Below are 14,835 nucleotides of genomic sequence, written 5' to 3'. Positions count from 1 at the left end.
TATCTTTCTCAAAATCATAACAGCCTCAGACTTGGCGACAACCCAAATTAAAGATAACAGTTATCATTATCTTTAATGATATTCAGAGAAAGTAATGAAAAACCTAATACTTACCCTTGGGGTGATCTGTGGCTCAGCGACAGCAGTAATGATTTTTGTCGGAATGCTAATGGCCAGTTGGTGGACCGTTGATTTTCTCGTGTTAAGCCATCACACTTAACTAATTGAACTGAAAAGGAATCACCATGAGCGTTATTTTTATTACTGGAGCAAACCGAGGCATTGGCTTAAGCTTGACTCAACAATATTTGCGAAGTAACCATAAGGTGTACGCGATTTATCGTGATGCCAATTCAGCAACAGAGCTGCTCTCACTCGCGGAGCACAACAGCAACCTAACCTGCATTCAGTTAGAAATAACCGATTACCAAGCGGTGAGCCAACTTCCTTCTCAAATTCCGTTGATTGATATCTTGATCAACAACGCAGGCTATTACGGCCCTAAAGGTTATGGACTGGGTAACACTGATGTAGAAGAGTGGAGACGCGTTTTTGAGGTCAACACGATTGCGCCATTGAAGCTTGTCGAAGCGCTATTACCTGTTCTAGAAAACAGTGACGTGAAAAAGGTCGCTTGCTTGTCTTCTCGAGTAGGTAGCATGACAGAGAACACCTCTGGCGGTGGCTACATCTATCGTTCGTCTAAAGCAGCTCTCAACTCCGTAGTGAAAAGTTTAAGCAACGACCTAACCGATAATGGCTTTACTGTGTTAGCCCTACACCCTGGTTGGGTACAGACCGAAATGGGTGGGCCAAATGCTCTAATCGATACAGACACTTCGGCATCTGGCCTTATCAAGGTCATCGAATCTGCCAATACCAAAGTAAGTGGTCACTTCTTCAATTTCGATGGCAGTGAAATAGACTGGTAGGTAACCCATGAATCTTCGCCTTCTTCCAAACTTCGTACAACGCTCACCACTGCTTTTAATCACTGTGGTGCTCGGAGGATGTTTTGGGGAAGGCCCTGGAGACTTGTTCGATGACTATCAAACCAAGGTAGCAAGAGTGCAAGATGCTGAGGAGCTCAAACAAGAATGGGAGTTTGAAGGGTTGCCAAGAAAGCGAGAGCTATTGTTAAACGTCCCCTCAGTTTCTATTGGGCTCATCGACAGCTATCAGCTTCGCCAATGTGGACTTTTCAACCTGATTGCTGAGAGAAATTCAGTACTCGGAAAAGTCGCGGACGAGTTCCGTAATTACGATTATCAGGTCGCTCTATTGGAAGGTGTGGGGCAATGTTTAGCTAACAACGAGTTAGACCCAGAGATCGTAGAATTACTAAAAGAAATTGAGCAACAGAAACTCGCACAGTTTCCACTACATCAATGGAATCTCATCTATGCCAGTGATGCTATGCAGTCGCAAATGCGGGGGAGTCAGTGGTTACGTGCTGATATTGGCGATCAAGTGAGACAGACAAGTGACGCCCTAGAACATATCAATCAAGCATTAAACACATCGCTCATTTCGGGCAAAACCATTGAGGTTCAAGAAGTTCTGGAGAAGAGTTCAACGCTTGGAGATTTGTACTACTCACTCGCGCGAGCCTCGGTTGAACTCGATACCATCACCAAACAACTCACAACTTTTGATGCCAATATCATTTGCGGGAAACAACGAGACACCACTAAGTTTCGTTATCTCAACAATGTGTTCGAACAACAGTATATTGGCAAGGTTCAGCCTTACATGGCACAACTCGATGGCTATTATCAGCAGTTAGCATCGCAGCTGGTTATGTTTGATGCTCAGCCAGAACTTCACAGCTACTACTTTCCCATCCAAGATACACATCAAGCTTTTCGTGCATCAACTCGCCGCCATGTGGAGTATTGGCAACAGTTATTTAAACGCTGCGGACGCAAGGTGGGGCGTTAACCCCGATACTGACAACTATCAGCTCTTAGTGCCCTTTTTAGCGGAAGTACCTTTCTTAGCATACGAGCCATTCTTAGCATACGAACCGTTCTTGGCATAAGACTTCTTCGTACCGCCACCTTTGCGACGTTTAAAAGCGGGTCTCTCGACTTTAGGGAGATGACGGAGTGATTCAGGCACTTCACCTGTTTTCACTCTCCCCATTAAGCCATCAATCTTGCTTTCCAGCGCTTGCATGAAAGGTTGATACGCTTGGTTACGCTCGGCCATGCCCTGTAACTGGTGTTCCCAGTGTGCTGTCATGTCCGGAAAGGTCGAATCCTCAGGTAGGGCATGAATCAAACCTCTACCTGCAGGACTACTATGAATACTCTTACCTTGACGCGTTAGCAGTTGCCTTTTGAATAACGTATCCAGAATGCCCGCTCGGGTCGCCTCTGTTCCAAGACCATCAGTCTCTTTCAAAATAGCTTTCAGGTCCTTATTCGCGACAAAACGCGCGATACCTGTCATCGCTTGAAGCAATGTCGCTTCTGTAAAGTGCTTTGGTGGTTCGGTTTTCTTATCACCAATGACACCTTCACGGCAGGTCAACACGGTTCCTTTATCTAACGGTGGAACCGTATCAGTACCGTCACCTTTCTCTTCAGTGTCAGTTTTACCCATTAGCACTTTCCAACCCGGGTTGATAAGCTGACGTCCTTTTGCGATGAACACGCCACCAGCAATATCAAACACTAACTTAGCGTCCGCAAACACAGCCGGTGGGTAGAACTGCATCAGATACTGGCGGGCGATTTGTTGATAGATTTTCATCTCATTGGCAGACAAACCATTCACCGATGATTTTTTCGGAGTAGGAATAATCGCGTGGTGAGCATCAACCTTGCTGTCGTTCCATGCTTTTGATTTCAGTGAAAGATCCGCGCCTTGCGCGCCACTTTGCAGCTCTTTCGCATTATTGGCGATGGCGTCTACAATTGATTCTCGCTGCGAGTAGTGTTCTTTAGGAAGATAGCGGCTATCGGAACGTGGGTAAGTAATGAGTTTGTGTTTCTCATATAAAGACTGACAAGTGTCTAACACCTGCTGAGCACTCATACCAAAACGTTTGGAGGCATCAATCTGCAAGGCAGACAACGAATAAGGCAGTGGCGCAGCTTGTTTACTTTGCTTCTGCTCTGATTCCGTCACTGTTGCAGGTTGGTTCGCAATGCGCTGAGCGACGTTTTCAACCAACTTTCGATTGAGCACACGGCCTTCTTCATCTTGCCAAGGTTTACATGCTTCGCTTGGTTTCCAACGCGCTCGAATATCAAAGCTCTGGCCGTTGTTTTGATAAGGAATCAAGGCATGCAGAGTGAAATAATCTTTAGGAATGAAGTTTTCGATCTCTTCATCACGTCTCACCACTAAGCCAAGTACTGGAGTCTGTACTCGACCTACCGACAAGACCCCTTGGTAACCGGCCTTTTGGCCAAGCAAGGTATAGGCGCGAGTCATGTTCATACCATACAGCCAATCGGCTCTAGAGCGCGCTAAAGCTGAAATTGATAGTGGGATAAAGTCACGGTTGCTGCGCATTTGAGAAAGTGCACGTTTTACGGCAGGTAAGTTCAAGTCACTAATCAGTAGCCTGTCCATCGACTCTTTCTTAGCCTTAGAGACTTTGCAGTAATCAATCACTTCATCAACCAGCAGCTGCCCTTCTCTATCCGGGTCTCCGGCGTGAACAATTTGAGTAGCGTCCTTCAATAGCTTTCGGATCACCGTGAGCTGTTTGCTTGAAGTCTTACGAGGTCTTAGCTGCCATTGCTCTGGCACAATAGGAAGATCGGCCAAGTTCCACTTCTTATAACGGTCGTCATAAGCATCTGGCTCAACCTGCTCCAACAAGTGTCCAATACACCAAGTCACCACATCCCCATTACCACATTTGATAAACCCTTGGTCTTTCTTCTGTGGATTAGGCAGTGCAGCGGCGATCGCGCGGCCGAGGCTTGGTTTTTCAGCAATAATAAGGCGAGACATGTTTTTCCAGATGCTACAAACAATTAGGGCCACATTATCTAATGTGACCCTAATAAATCAAGAAAAACTGGTTGTTTATACAGTTAGCATTCCACTATTCAGCTTCAGTGCTCTTTATAGGAACTCAACAAACTTAGAGAAGTCGCGCTCTGGTACTTTCATTGGTGTACAGCCCGGCGTACCTAGGTATAGGAAGCCAACAATTTCGTCGTCGCCTTCTAGACCGAATGCTTGGTGTACTTCTGGGTGGAACATCCATTTACCTGAGCGCCAAAAGCCTTGGAAACCTTGTGCGACTGCAGCCATTTGCATCGCTTGAGCAGCGCAACCTGCAGAAAGATGTTGTTCAATCGCTGGTACTTTTTCATGCTCGGTTACTTTAGCAATCACGGTGATCACCATCGGAGCTCGGAACGGCGCTTTTTTTACTTTCTCGATAACCGCTTCTTCGCTTTCATCCGCTTCAGCGGCACGCACCAAGATGTCTGAAAGCTTTTGTAGACCAGAACCTTGCGCGATAACAAAGCGCCAAGGTGTTAGTGCACCGTGGTCTGGAGCGCGCAGCCCTGCTTTAATGATGTTTTCTAACGCCACACCTTCAGGTGCTGGATCAGAGAGTTTTGCGATTGAGCGTCTGTTGAGCAATAGATCCAAAGCATCCATTTGAAGTCCTTACTAATTTTTATTGTTTGTATAGTTGAACTTTAGCACAGAATACAAACGATAATAAATCTCAACGGCTGTCAATTTGGGCTAGATTAGAAACAATAAAGGCTCCTAAATCGATGACTTAGGAGCCTTGTTCAAAATCTAGCTCAGCAAATTAAGTAACAATATCTACCGATAAGATTACAGTTTGATAGATGATTCTATAACTTAATAGCTAACTCAACACCTTGACGGATAGCACGTACTGCATCCAGCTCACCGGCATAATCGGCACCGCCTATCACGTGCAGTTTGCCACCAAACTCTTGCCACATATCTTCAAATGGACGAACTGACACCTGACCTGCACACACGATAACGGAATCGGCATCAAGTACCTGTTCTTTCTTGCCAATACTGATATGCAGACCTTGGTCATCAATTTTGTTGTAGCTCACGCCACCCAGTAGATTCACGCCGCGCTTTTCTAGCGTACGTTTATGAATCCAACCTGTGGTTTTACCCGGGCCTTTACCAACGCGCCCCGCTTTACGCTGCATCACCCAAACCGTTTTGTCGCTGAATGAATCCGGGTAAGGATACAAACCACCTGGGTGTTCCATGTTCTTATCGATACCCCACTCATGCAGCCAATCGTCTAGGCTGTGTGAAGTCGGCTCTGTCAGCATGGTTGCCACATCGACACCGATACCACCGGCACCAACAATCGCGACCTTTTCGCCTACTGGTGTCTTTTCGCGAATCAAGGTTTGGTAATCGACCACGTTTTCTTGATCAATGCCCTCAATATCGAGCTTTCTTGGCTCTACGCCAGCCGCCATCACAACTTCATCGTACTTCAACAACATTTCAAACGTTGCTTCGGTATCCAATTTCAAATTCACACCCGATGCGTCGATTTGGTTAGCAAAATAACGAATCGTTTCTCTAAACTCTTCTTTGCCCGGGATCTGCATTGCCAATCTAAACTGGCCGCCGATACGGTCATTTTTCTCAATTAAGTCAACCTTGTGTCCACGCTGCGCTAGCGTCGTCGCACAAGCTAAACCGGCAGGGCCTGCGCCGACTACCGCAATGGTCTTAGTCGCTTGCGCTGGTTGAACAACAATTTCAGTTTCGTAACAAGCACGTGGGTTAACCAAACAGCTCGCGCGTTTACCTTTAAACACGTTATCCAGACAAGCTTGGTTACAACCGATACAGGTATTGATGAACTGAGCTTGGTCTTGAGCTGCTTTGTTGACGAAATCAGGGTCCGCCAAGAAAGGACGAGCCATAGACACCATATCAGCCTGCCCAGAGCTAAGAATACGTTCTGCTTCTTCTGGTGTGTTGATTCGGTTACATGTCACTACTGGGATCGACACGTATGGTTTCACTTTCTCGGTTACCCAAGAGAATGCGCCTCGTGGTACTTGCGTCGCGATAGTCGGAACACGAGCTTCATGCCAACCAATACCAGTATTGATGATAGTCACGCCCGCTTCTTCTAGCTTTTGAGCCAAAAGAACAACATCTTCAAAGGTGCTACCTTGTTCAACCAAATCCAGCATCGACAAGCGGAAAATAATAATGAAATCTTTACCCACCGCTTCGCGAATCGATTTGACGATCTCTAGCGGGAAACGCATACGCTTCTCGTAAGAGCCGCCCCACTCGTCGTAACGCATGTTGGTACGCTTACAGATGAATTGGTTAATCAAGTAACCTTCAGAGCCCATGATCTCAATACCGTCGTAACCCGCGACTTGAGCGAGCTCGGCACTGTTGGCAAAAGCACCGATGGTCTTTTTGATCTGACGAGGGCTCATCTCACTGGGTGCGAACTTAGCGATTGGCGCTTTAATGCCAGAAGCACTTTGCGCGAATGGGTGCATCGCATAACGACCAGCATGCAATAGTTGAAGCGCAATTTTACCGCCGTGCTTGTGGACGGCTTCGGTAACAACTTGGTGCGCTTTGGCGTGCTTTACTTTACTGAATTCAGCACTAAATGGGGTTAATCTGCCACGTAAATTAGGAGAGAAACCACCGGTAACAATAAGACCAACGCCTCCTTTTGCTCGCTCTTCATAAAACGCGGCAAGTTTGTGTAGGCCTTCTTTATTTTCTTCTAAACCTGTGTGCATTGATCCCATCAATACACGGTTACGTAACTGAGTAAATCCAAGATCGAGTGGTTCAAGTAAATGTGGGTACATGGCAGACATCACTTCTATTATTTTATCCTTGTGGTCTGACCACAGTATAGTTCAATCACCAAAAGTTCAAACAGCCGTTTACATTTTTGTAACACCGATCATAATGCAGAGCGTATTAATCGTTCAGAAGCCCTAGGGGCTGTTGACCTTTCGAGCTGGGTTTTGCAGCATCTTGTGGGAAATTTATACAAGGAAGAGGCTTTGACGTGTAGCTGGCCTACATGAAAAGCCGATAACGCAGTAGAAATGAACCACAAGGGCTGCCCGAAGGGTTCGGCTAAAATCGTTTTATGCTTTGTTGAAGAATATTTGCTTAGAATGACTAGGCTACATACTCTTCGCCGCGTCTAAAACGATTTTATCTCGAACAAAACTTAACCACGAAAGGTCAAAAGCCCCTATTCTGACTACACTTAATGAGAATATATATCGATTAACAATTCTTGGTGTAGTTTGAGCTTGGGAATTATCGTAGGATACTAAGCAGTTCATATTATTGAGATTAATGGTACTACTGCTTGTTAAAGCGACGTGATCTCACTGCGGAGACAGAATGAAAAAAATATTCAAATTTATAGGCATGATCTTTAAAGGGATTTGGAAGCTCATTACGTTTGTGCGTCTTGCGCTTGTTAACATCATCTTTTTACTCAGTATTGCCATCATCTACTTTGTGTACTTCCACTCAGATACGGCTCAGCCAACTGTTCCACAGCAATCAGCTTTGGTGCTTAACCTTTCTGGTCCGATTGTAGAACAAAGCCGCTATATCAACCCGATGGATTCCGTGACAGGTTCACTGCTTGGCAAAGACCTTCCGAAAGAGAACGTGCTGTTTGATATCGTTGAAACGATTCGCTATGCCAAAGATGACGAGAACGTAACGGGCATTGTATTAGCACTTAAAGAGCTACCAGAAACTAACCTGACCAAGCTTCGTTACATTGCTAAGGCACTGAATGAGTTCAAAGCAGCGGGTAAGCCGATTTATGCGGTGGGTGATTTTTACAACCAAAGCCAATACTACCTAGCCAGCTACGCGACCAAAGTCTACTTATCGCCAGACGGTGGTGTGCTTCTTAAAGGCTACAGCGCTTACTCGCTTTACTACAAAACCTTATTAGAAAAACTAGACGTGAACACACATGTGTTCCGTGTAGGTACTTATAAGTCTGCCATCGAACCTTTCATTCGTGATGACATGTCAGACGCAGCAAAAGAATCCGCCTCTCGTTGGTTAGGCCAACTATGGGGTGCTTACGTTGATGATGTGAGCCACAACCGCCAAATCGACGCGAAAACGCTGAACCCAAGCATGGACACTTTCCTGAAGGAACTTGAGTCTGTCGATGGTGATATCGCGAAACTGGCCGAAAAACTGGGCTTAGTGGATGAGCTAGCAACCCGCCAACAAGTCCGACTAGAGCTTGCAGACGTGTTCGGCAGTGACGGTCAAGACAGCTACAACGCATTTGGTTACTACGAATACCGTACCACTATGCTTCCAGACATGAACAGTGAATCACACGACGTTGCTGTGATTGTGGCAAGCGGCGCTATTATGGATGGTAAACAACCTCGTGGCACAGTTGGAGGTGATACCACTGCAGCGCTACTTCGCCAAGCTCGTAATGACGACAAAGTAAAAGCAGTTGTGCTTCGTGTAGACAGCCCAGGTGGTAGTGCATTTGCTTCTGAAGTTATTCGCAATGAAATCGAAGCGATCAAACAAGCAGGTAAACCTGTAGTGGTTTCTATGTCTAGCCTTGCGGCTTCTGGTGGTTACTGGATCTCAATGGGCGCAGACAAGATCTTAGCTCAGCCGACCACACTAACAGGCTCGATTGGTATCTTCAGTGTTATCACGACCTTTGAGAAAGGCTTGAACGATATCGGCGTTTACACCGATGGCGTGGGCACGTCACCTTTCTCTGGCCTTGGTATCACTACTGGCTTAACTGATGGCGCTAAAGACGCTTTCCAAATGGGTATTGAAAATGGTTACCGCCGTTTCATCAGCTTGGTTGGAGAAAATCGCGGCATGGACGTGAATGCTGTCGACGAAATCGCTCAAGGTCGTGTATGGACAGGTCAAGATGCAATGCAGAAAGGCTTGGTCGATGAGATTGGTGACTTTGACGATGCGATTGCAACAGCAGCTACACTTGCAGAGCTTGAAAGCTACAACATTTACTGGGTAGAAAAGCCACTTTCAGCAACTGAACAATTTATTCAAGAATTTATGAACCAAGTTCAGATGTCGATTGGTCTAGATATTCAGTCAATGATTCCAAGCAGTTTACAGCCTGTTACGCAGCAGTTAGCTCAAGATAGCCAACTATTCGGTAACTTTAACGACCCACAAGGCCGTTACGCTTTCTGTCTAAACTGCCAAGTTCAATAAGTTAAATCAATAAGTCATAAACCAAGAGGTGCCTGTGTGTTAGGCGCCTCTTTTTATTGCATGATAATTCGCTATAATCGCCCACCTGTTCCCTACATCACACTAAGTATTAATCGCCATGGAAAGAAAACACATCTATATCGCGTACACCGGCGGCACAATAGGCATGCAAAAGTCTATTGACCACGGTTATGTTCCAGTCGCAGGTTTCATGGATAAGCAGCTCGCTGGCATGCCTGAATTCCATCGCCCAGAGATGCCTGAATACACCATTCATGAATACTCTCCATTAATGGATTCGTCAGATATGACACCATTGGATTGGCAGACGATCGCTGATGATATTCGCGCGAACTACGATAAGTACGATGGTTTCGTTATCCTGCACGGTACTGACACAATGGCCTACACCGCGTCTGCGCTGTCGTTCATGTTAGAAAACCTTGGCAAACCTGTGATTGTAACCGGCTCTCAGATCCCTCTGGCAGAGCTACGTTCAGACGGACAAGCGAACCTGCTAAATGCGCTACACATTGCAGCTAACTACCCAATCAATGAAGTGACACTGTTCTTCAACAACAAGTTGATGCGTGGTAACCGCAGCACCAAATCTCATGCTGATGGCTTCAATGCGTTTACGTCTCCAAACCTTAGCCCATTGCTAGAAGCCGGTATCAATATCCAAATTAGCAATAACGTTGTGGTAAATGAGCAACCTAAAGGTGCGTTCAAGGTTCATAACATTACTCCGCAACCTATTGGTGTAATCACTATGTACCCAGGCATCTCACATGAAGTGATCCGTAACACGCTACTACAGCCTGTTAACGCAATGATTCTGCTTACTTTTGGTGTCGGCAATGCCCCACAAAACCCAGAATTACTTCAACACCTAAAAGACGCATCTGAGCGTGGTGTGATTGTGGTGAACCTGACTCAATGTTTGGCGGGTAAAGTGAACATGGGTGGTTACGCGACAGGCTGTGCACTTGCAGAAGCTGGCGTTGTTAGCGGCTATGATATGACACCAGAAGCGGCACTGGCGAAGTTACACTACCTATTAAGCCAAAACCTAAGCTACGAAGAAGTGAAGACTCAGATGCAACAAGTGTTGCGTGGTGAGATGAGCTTATAAGCCTTCGCTTAAATGCGAATAAATAAAACGCTTGAATGCGAATAAAACGATTTTACGTGAACTAAATCGTTTTACTGCTTATAAATAAACGGCTTAACATTAAAAGGGGGTGGCACATTGCCACCCCTTTGTTGTAATTTAGGCTTAATGATTCGGGTTAACCCTAACAATATCTTCTTGGTCTGACTTAAACTGTTTCTTGAGTTCAGACTTAGATTTAAAGCTAATCTCACCACCAGCTGCAATTGTCATGTGCTGAGCTTCAGAATTATGTTTAGATTGGTATAACATAACCGCCTGCATACACGAGTCGCGCTGTTCTTTTGAGAGCGCCGTACCTTCTGGCCATTTACCCGTCTCAACTGCGTAAGTTAAACGTTCGTAGACCTCGGGTGTCATTGCGCTAAGAAGTTGTTCTGCATCCATGGTAGAGCCTTAGTTTTAACAATTTTCACCAGAAAATAACCCGTAACAGAATTGAGTCAAGAACCTGACCGAAAATAAGTGTATTTGATCACAAGTGAAGGAATATGAAAATTATGAAATGGTTGGCGATGAGCCTATTGCCTTTCACTCTGGTTGGGTGTCTTGAAGGGAACAAAAATACCGATCAACTGTGCCAAAGTAACCCGGGGCTGCAGTGTGAACAATTGAACATGAACGATGGGCAATGTCGTGTCGCACGTACCGACTTAATCTGGCATCGTTTTGAAGTTCAAAAGCAACCTACCGAAATCAACAAGATTAAAGAGTTCAAGTTAGTCACAGCGTACAAAAAGTGCCTAGAGCTTGCCGCACAGATTGAAACGATTGACCAATCTAAACTGCAAGAACGCCGCTTTACCTCTTTAATGCACAGCATTGAAGAGTCTGAACGCATTGTTGAAGAGCTCGCTCAATCAGACACGCCTGAAACACTCTACTTTTTGTGGTCGCAAACAGGCGATACCAACGCAAGGCGCAGTTTCTTACAGTTAGAAGGAACGGAGGCATTAAACACGGCAGATATGCAATACGCCCTAGCTACCTTCTATACCACCAGAGACCACACAAAAACACTTAAGCTGCTTAATAATGCTTTAACTTTGTCGAGCAACTCTGCCGTCAATACTGAGATCTTTAAGTCGATGGCCAGCATCAACCATAGTTTGGGTCATATGGAAAAAGCGTATGTCTGGGCGATGGTTGCCAAAGAGTTTGATGTGCCGATTGCATCAGAAGCGGAACTGGCCGTTCTCTATCGTTTTGAAGATTCAAAATACAAACAGTTAAATAAAGACGCCGACAAAATTGTCGAGGCTATTGAGGATGGGGTCTACAGCCCAGCGATCGTCCCGAGTTATTGATCACACCGTCTATATACATAAAAAAACAGCTACCATGATGGTAGCTGTTTTTATTTGTACTAGAGTTAACTCTGAAATTCTGAAGTCTTGGGCAATTCAGTATTATTCGATCAGCAAATGCGACCTGTAAGGATTAAACAATAGTTACAAGTTATTTCGTACTTTTGTCATTTTTGTTGAAAATTAACGACACCGAATTAACACAGAAACGTTCACCGGTTGTCTTCGGTCCATCAGGAAAAACGTGACCTAAATGGCTATCACAAGCGGTACAACGGATCTCTACACGCTTCATTCCGTGACTTAGATCCTCTATATAGCGTACTGCTTCGTCATTCACTGGTGCATCAAAGCTAGGCCAACCACACCCAGAGTCGTATTTGTTGTCCGACAGAAACAAAGGGCTTTCGCAGCATGTGCAGCTATAGACACCAGTGTCTTGGTTGTGCAGTAACTTACCGCTATATGGGGCTTCAGTACCACGTTGACGACACACTGCAAACTCGTCGTCTGATAGGCGTTCACGCCAGTATTCATCAGGCTTTATCATATTTTCTCCCTTTTGAATCACGTTAATATCTCTCCACATTCTCATTTATTATATTTACTTTTTTCTATAAAGGCTTGCATATGAGTCGTTTTGTAGCACATACTTTCTCACTAGAAAACATTGTACATATACACTCATAAGTGAATCATCATTTAGGGGTATTTTACCCAACTGGAAGGGTACAGAGCCACTTGCAATGGTCAATTTTCAACCACTTACACCCAATTGTTAAGAAAAGCGTCGCTTTTTTTTGACATTAAACAAGTTAAGTCGGATTATCTATTGCAGATGTATACTGGATTCTGTAATTTTACTACCAGTTATCTTTAATCAGAAATTAAGTTGTGGAGCAACTACAATGACTATCAAAGTAGGTATTAACGGTTTTGGCCGTATCGGCCGTTTCGTATTCCGCGCAGCTCAAGAGCGTGCAGACATCGAAGTAGTAGGTATTAACGATCTAATCGACGTAGAGTACATGGCATACATGCTTAAGTACGACTCAACTCACGGCCGTTTCAACGGTACTGTTGAAGTTGAAGGCGGTAACCTAATCGTTAACGGTAAAACTGTACGTGTTACAGCTGAACGTAACCCAGAAGACCTTAAGTGGGATGCTATCGACGTAGACGTAGTTGCTGAAGCAACTGGTCTTTTCCTAACTGACGAGACTGCACGTAAGCACATCACTGCTGGCGCTAAAAAAGTAGTTCTTACTGGTCCTTCTAAAGATGCAACTCCAATGTTCGTAATGGGCGTTAACCAAGCATCTTACGCTGGTCAAGACATCGTTTCTAACGCTTCTTGTACTACTAACTGTCTTGCACCTATCGCTAAAGTACTTAACGATAAGTGGGGCATTGAGTCTGGTCTTATGACTACAGTTCACGCTACTACAGCAACTCAAAAAACTGTAGATGGCCCTTCTGCTAAAGACTGGCGCGGTGGCCGTGGTGCTTCTCAAAACATCATCCCATCTTCAACTGGTGCTGCTAAAGCTGTAGGCGTTGTTCTTCCAGAACTAAACGGCCTTCTAACTGGTATGGCTTTCCGTGTACCAACTGCTAACGTTTCTGTAGTTGACCTAACTGTTAACCTAAAAGAAGCTGCATCTTACGAAGCAATCTGTGCTGCAATGAAAGAAGCTTCTGAAGGCGAAATGGCTGGCGTTCTAGGTTACACTGAAGACCAAGTTGTTTCTCAAGACTTCATCGGCGAAGTTAACACTTCAGTATTCGATGCTAAAGCTGGTGTTGCTCTAACTGACAAATTCGTTAAAGTTGTATCTTGGTACGACAACGAAATCGGTTACTCAAACAAAGTTCTAGACCTAATCGCTCACATCTCTAAGTAATTTCTTTTTAGAAATAGCTTTAGATAAGCATTAGCGAAGACTGTTTTGAGCAGACTTTGAAAAAGGCGACCTTAGTGTCGCCTTTTTAATACCTGCTATCTTTTAAACCGCGTCTATCTAAGTTCATCGAGATAGCCCAAACGCAAAATTCAATTCTAATACTGACTCAGCTTGTTACTCATGAAAGCACAAGCACCGTTCTAGTCAGCATTTGAATTCAATTTCCTTAGAAGGATCATGTAATGGATTTATCAACTCTATCTGCACTGGCTGTACTTTCTGACAATGTCACTATCGTTGAACACGAAGGTGTAAAACTGGTTCGCGTTATCCACGATAAAGCAAACGCAGCGATTTCACTATTTGGCGGTCATGTTGTGTCGTTCCAACCACAAGGCCAAGAAGACCTTATTTGGATGAGCCAACAAGCTAAGTTTGATGGCAAAACGGCACTGCGCGGTGGTATTCCAGTATGTTGGCCTTGGTTTGGTCGCATTGCAGCACCAGCACATGGTTTTGCACGTTCAAGTGAATGGCAATTGGTTGAACACCGTGAAAGCGAAGCTGGCGTGATTGTTAGCTTAGGTCTGAAGCCAAGCGAAGAAACACTAGCAGTATGGCCTCATCAGTTCGATGCGCGTTTGAATGTTGAGATTGGCGATGAGCTAAAAGTAACATTAGATGTGAAGAACACAGATTCAAAGCCATGGACTTTCTCTGGCGCGCTACACACTTACCTAAACGTTGGCGATATCCACAATACAACGACCACTGGTATGGGCGCTGAGTACATAGATAGCCTACAAGGTGGCAAGATCTGCCAAAGTGGTGCTGAGCTTGTGCTAACCGATACAATTGACCGTGTTTACACTCAGCCAGAAGCGCAAATCTTTGTTGCTGATAAGAAGCTGGGTCGTACTCTAACGGTTAAAAACCACGGCCATAACTCTGCAGTATTGTGGAACCCGTGGGCTGAAGGCGCTACTAGTATGGGTGATATGCAAGACGACGGTTACCTAACCATGCTTTGCGTAGAATCAACACTGCACGCACCAAGCCTAGAAGCAGGCAAAACGTTACAGCCTGGCGAAAGCCACCAGCTGATTACAACGATTTCTGTTCAATAACCTGTTCAGTCATCAGTTCACTACGCAAGACACATTAAAGGCCGGTTCACTCCGGCCTTTTTATTTAGCCTGATGCT

At 45.0% G+C, this 14,835-nt stretch carries 12 protein-coding genes; 7 read left to right on the top strand and 5 right to left on the bottom strand.

Annotated features, from left to right (window positions below; all coding sequences use genetic code 11):
* The first annotated feature begins 245 nt into the window (after positions 1-245).
* Both L1D22_RS04505 and L1D22_RS04500 read left to right on the top strand, forming a co-directional pair.
* Positions 246-932 carry an SDR family oxidoreductase gene (locus tag L1D22_RS04505; RefSeq protein WP_239828837.1) on the top strand — a complete coding sequence of 229 codons (687 nt, stop codon included), beginning with the start codon at positions 246-248 and terminating at the stop codon, positions 930-932.
* A 7-nt stretch (positions 933-939) separates the two neighbouring features.
* The gene (locus tag L1D22_RS04500) at positions 940-1,941 is read left to right on the top strand and encodes a DUF3080 domain-containing protein (protein ID WP_239828836.1); all 1,002 of its coding nucleotides are present in this window, start codon (positions 940-942) and stop codon (positions 1,939-1,941) included.
* Between the two features lie 18 nt (positions 1,942-1,959).
* Here the strand turns inward: L1D22_RS04500 and L1D22_RS04495 are convergent, their stop codons facing one another.
* From L1D22_RS04495 to L1D22_RS04485, 3 genes are all read right to left on the bottom strand, one after another.
* A complete protein-coding gene (locus L1D22_RS04495) occupies positions 1,960-3,972 on the bottom strand; it encodes a DNA topoisomerase III (protein ID WP_239828835.1) in 2,013 nt (670 codons plus the stop codon).
* Between the two features lie 114 nt (positions 3,973-4,086).
* Positions 4,087-4,635 carry an NAD(P)H nitroreductase gene (locus L1D22_RS04490; RefSeq protein WP_017070328.1) on the bottom strand — a complete coding sequence of 183 codons (549 nt, stop codon included), beginning with the start codon at positions 4,633-4,635 and terminating at the stop codon, positions 4,087-4,089.
* Positions 4,636-4,841: 206 nt separating this feature from the next.
* Positions 4,842-6,851: an NADPH-dependent 2,4-dienoyl-CoA reductase gene (locus L1D22_RS04485; RefSeq protein ID WP_048660802.1), complete on the bottom strand. Its 2,010-nt coding sequence runs from the start codon at positions 6,849-6,851 to the stop codon at positions 4,842-4,844.
* A gap of 544 nt (positions 6,852-7,395) precedes the next feature.
* Between L1D22_RS04485 and sppA the strand changes: the two genes are divergently transcribed.
* Positions 7,396-9,246 carry a signal peptide peptidase SppA gene (gene sppA, locus L1D22_RS04480; RefSeq protein ID WP_239828834.1) on the top strand — a complete coding sequence of 617 codons (1,851 nt, stop codon included), beginning with the start codon at positions 7,396-7,398 and terminating at the stop codon, positions 9,244-9,246.
* A 118-nt stretch (positions 9,247-9,364) separates the two neighbouring features.
* Entirely contained in the window at positions 9,365-10,381 is a 1,017-nt protein-coding gene (ansA, locus tag L1D22_RS04475) for an asparaginase (RefSeq protein WP_239828833.1), read from the top strand.
* A gap of 144 nt (positions 10,382-10,525) precedes the next feature.
* Here ansA and L1D22_RS04470 read toward each other — a convergent pair whose 3' ends face one another.
* The gene (locus L1D22_RS04470) at positions 10,526-10,807 is read right to left on the bottom strand and encodes a DUF1315 family protein (RefSeq protein ID WP_010437067.1); all 282 of its coding nucleotides are present in this window, start codon (positions 10,805-10,807) and stop codon (positions 10,526-10,528) included.
* Between the two features lie 113 nt (positions 10,808-10,920).
* Here L1D22_RS04470 and L1D22_RS04465 point away from each other — a divergent pair, with 113 nt between their 5' ends.
* The gene (locus L1D22_RS04465; RefSeq protein ID WP_239828852.1) at positions 10,921-11,727 is read left to right on the top strand and encodes a DUF2989 domain-containing protein; all 807 of its coding nucleotides are present in this window, start codon (positions 10,921-10,923) and stop codon (positions 11,725-11,727) included.
* Positions 11,728-11,878: 151 nt separating this feature from the next.
* On the opposite strand, the gene msrB is transcribed toward L1D22_RS04465, so the two are convergent.
* A complete protein-coding gene (gene msrB, locus L1D22_RS04460; RefSeq protein ID WP_128644369.1) occupies positions 11,879-12,316 on the bottom strand; it encodes a peptide-methionine (R)-S-oxide reductase MsrB in 438 nt (145 codons plus the stop codon).
* A gap of 319 nt (positions 12,317-12,635) precedes the next feature.
* On the opposite strand from msrB, the gene gap reads away from it, so the two are divergent.
* Together gap and L1D22_RS04450 are read left to right on the top strand one after the other, a co-directional pair.
* Entirely contained in the window at positions 12,636-13,631 is a 996-nt protein-coding gene (gap, locus tag L1D22_RS04455; RefSeq protein WP_239828832.1) for a type I glyceraldehyde-3-phosphate dehydrogenase, read from the top strand.
* Between the two features lie 242 nt (positions 13,632-13,873).
* Positions 13,874-14,758: a D-hexose-6-phosphate mutarotase gene (locus L1D22_RS04450; protein WP_239828831.1), complete on the top strand. Its 885-nt coding sequence runs from the start codon at positions 13,874-13,876 to the stop codon at positions 14,756-14,758.
* Positions 14,759-14,835 lie beyond the last annotated feature (77 nt).

The sequence above is a fragment of the Vibrio sp. Isolate34 genome (assembly GCF_022397915.1).
Taxonomy (GTDB): domain Bacteria; phylum Pseudomonadota; class Gammaproteobacteria; order Enterobacterales; family Vibrionaceae; genus Vibrio.
Note: the sequence above shows the minus strand (reverse complement) of the source record. Positions and strands in the feature narration are given on the sequence as shown.

Coding starts and splice junctions, on each gene's coding strand:
- L1D22_RS04505 (WP_239828837.1), top strand. CDS start 246: ATGAGCGTTATTTTTATTACTGGAGCAAACCGAGGCATTGGCTTAAGC.
- L1D22_RS04500 (WP_239828836.1), top strand. CDS start 940: ATGAATCTTCGCCTTCTTCCAAACTTCGTACAACGCTCACCACTGCTT.
- L1D22_RS04495 (WP_239828835.1), bottom strand. CDS start 3,972: ATGTCTCGCCTTATTATTGCTGAAAAACCAAGCCTCGGCCGCGCGATC.
- L1D22_RS04490 (WP_017070328.1), bottom strand. CDS start 4,635: ATGGATGCTTTGGATCTATTGCTCAACAGACGCTCAATCGCAAAACTC.
- L1D22_RS04485 (WP_048660802.1), bottom strand. CDS start 6,851: ATGTCTGCCATGTACCCACATTTACTTGAACCACTCGATCTTGGATTT.
- sppA (WP_239828834.1), top strand. CDS start 7,396: ATGAAAAAAATATTCAAATTTATAGGCATGATCTTTAAAGGGATTTGG.
- ansA (WP_239828833.1), top strand. CDS start 9,365: ATGGAAAGAAAACACATCTATATCGCGTACACCGGCGGCACAATAGGC.
- L1D22_RS04470 (WP_010437067.1), bottom strand. CDS start 10,807: ATGGATGCAGAACAACTTCTTAGCGCAATGACACCCGAGGTCTACGAA.
- L1D22_RS04465 (WP_239828852.1), top strand. CDS start 10,921: ATGAAATGGTTGGCGATGAGCCTATTGCCTTTCACTCTGGTTGGGTGT.
- msrB (WP_128644369.1), bottom strand. CDS start 12,316: ATGTGGAGAGATATTAACGTGATTCAAAAGGGAGAAAATATGATAAAG.
- gap (WP_239828832.1), top strand. CDS start 12,636: ATGACTATCAAAGTAGGTATTAACGGTTTTGGCCGTATCGGCCGTTTC.
- L1D22_RS04450 (WP_239828831.1), top strand. CDS start 13,874: ATGGATTTATCAACTCTATCTGCACTGGCTGTACTTTCTGACAATGTC.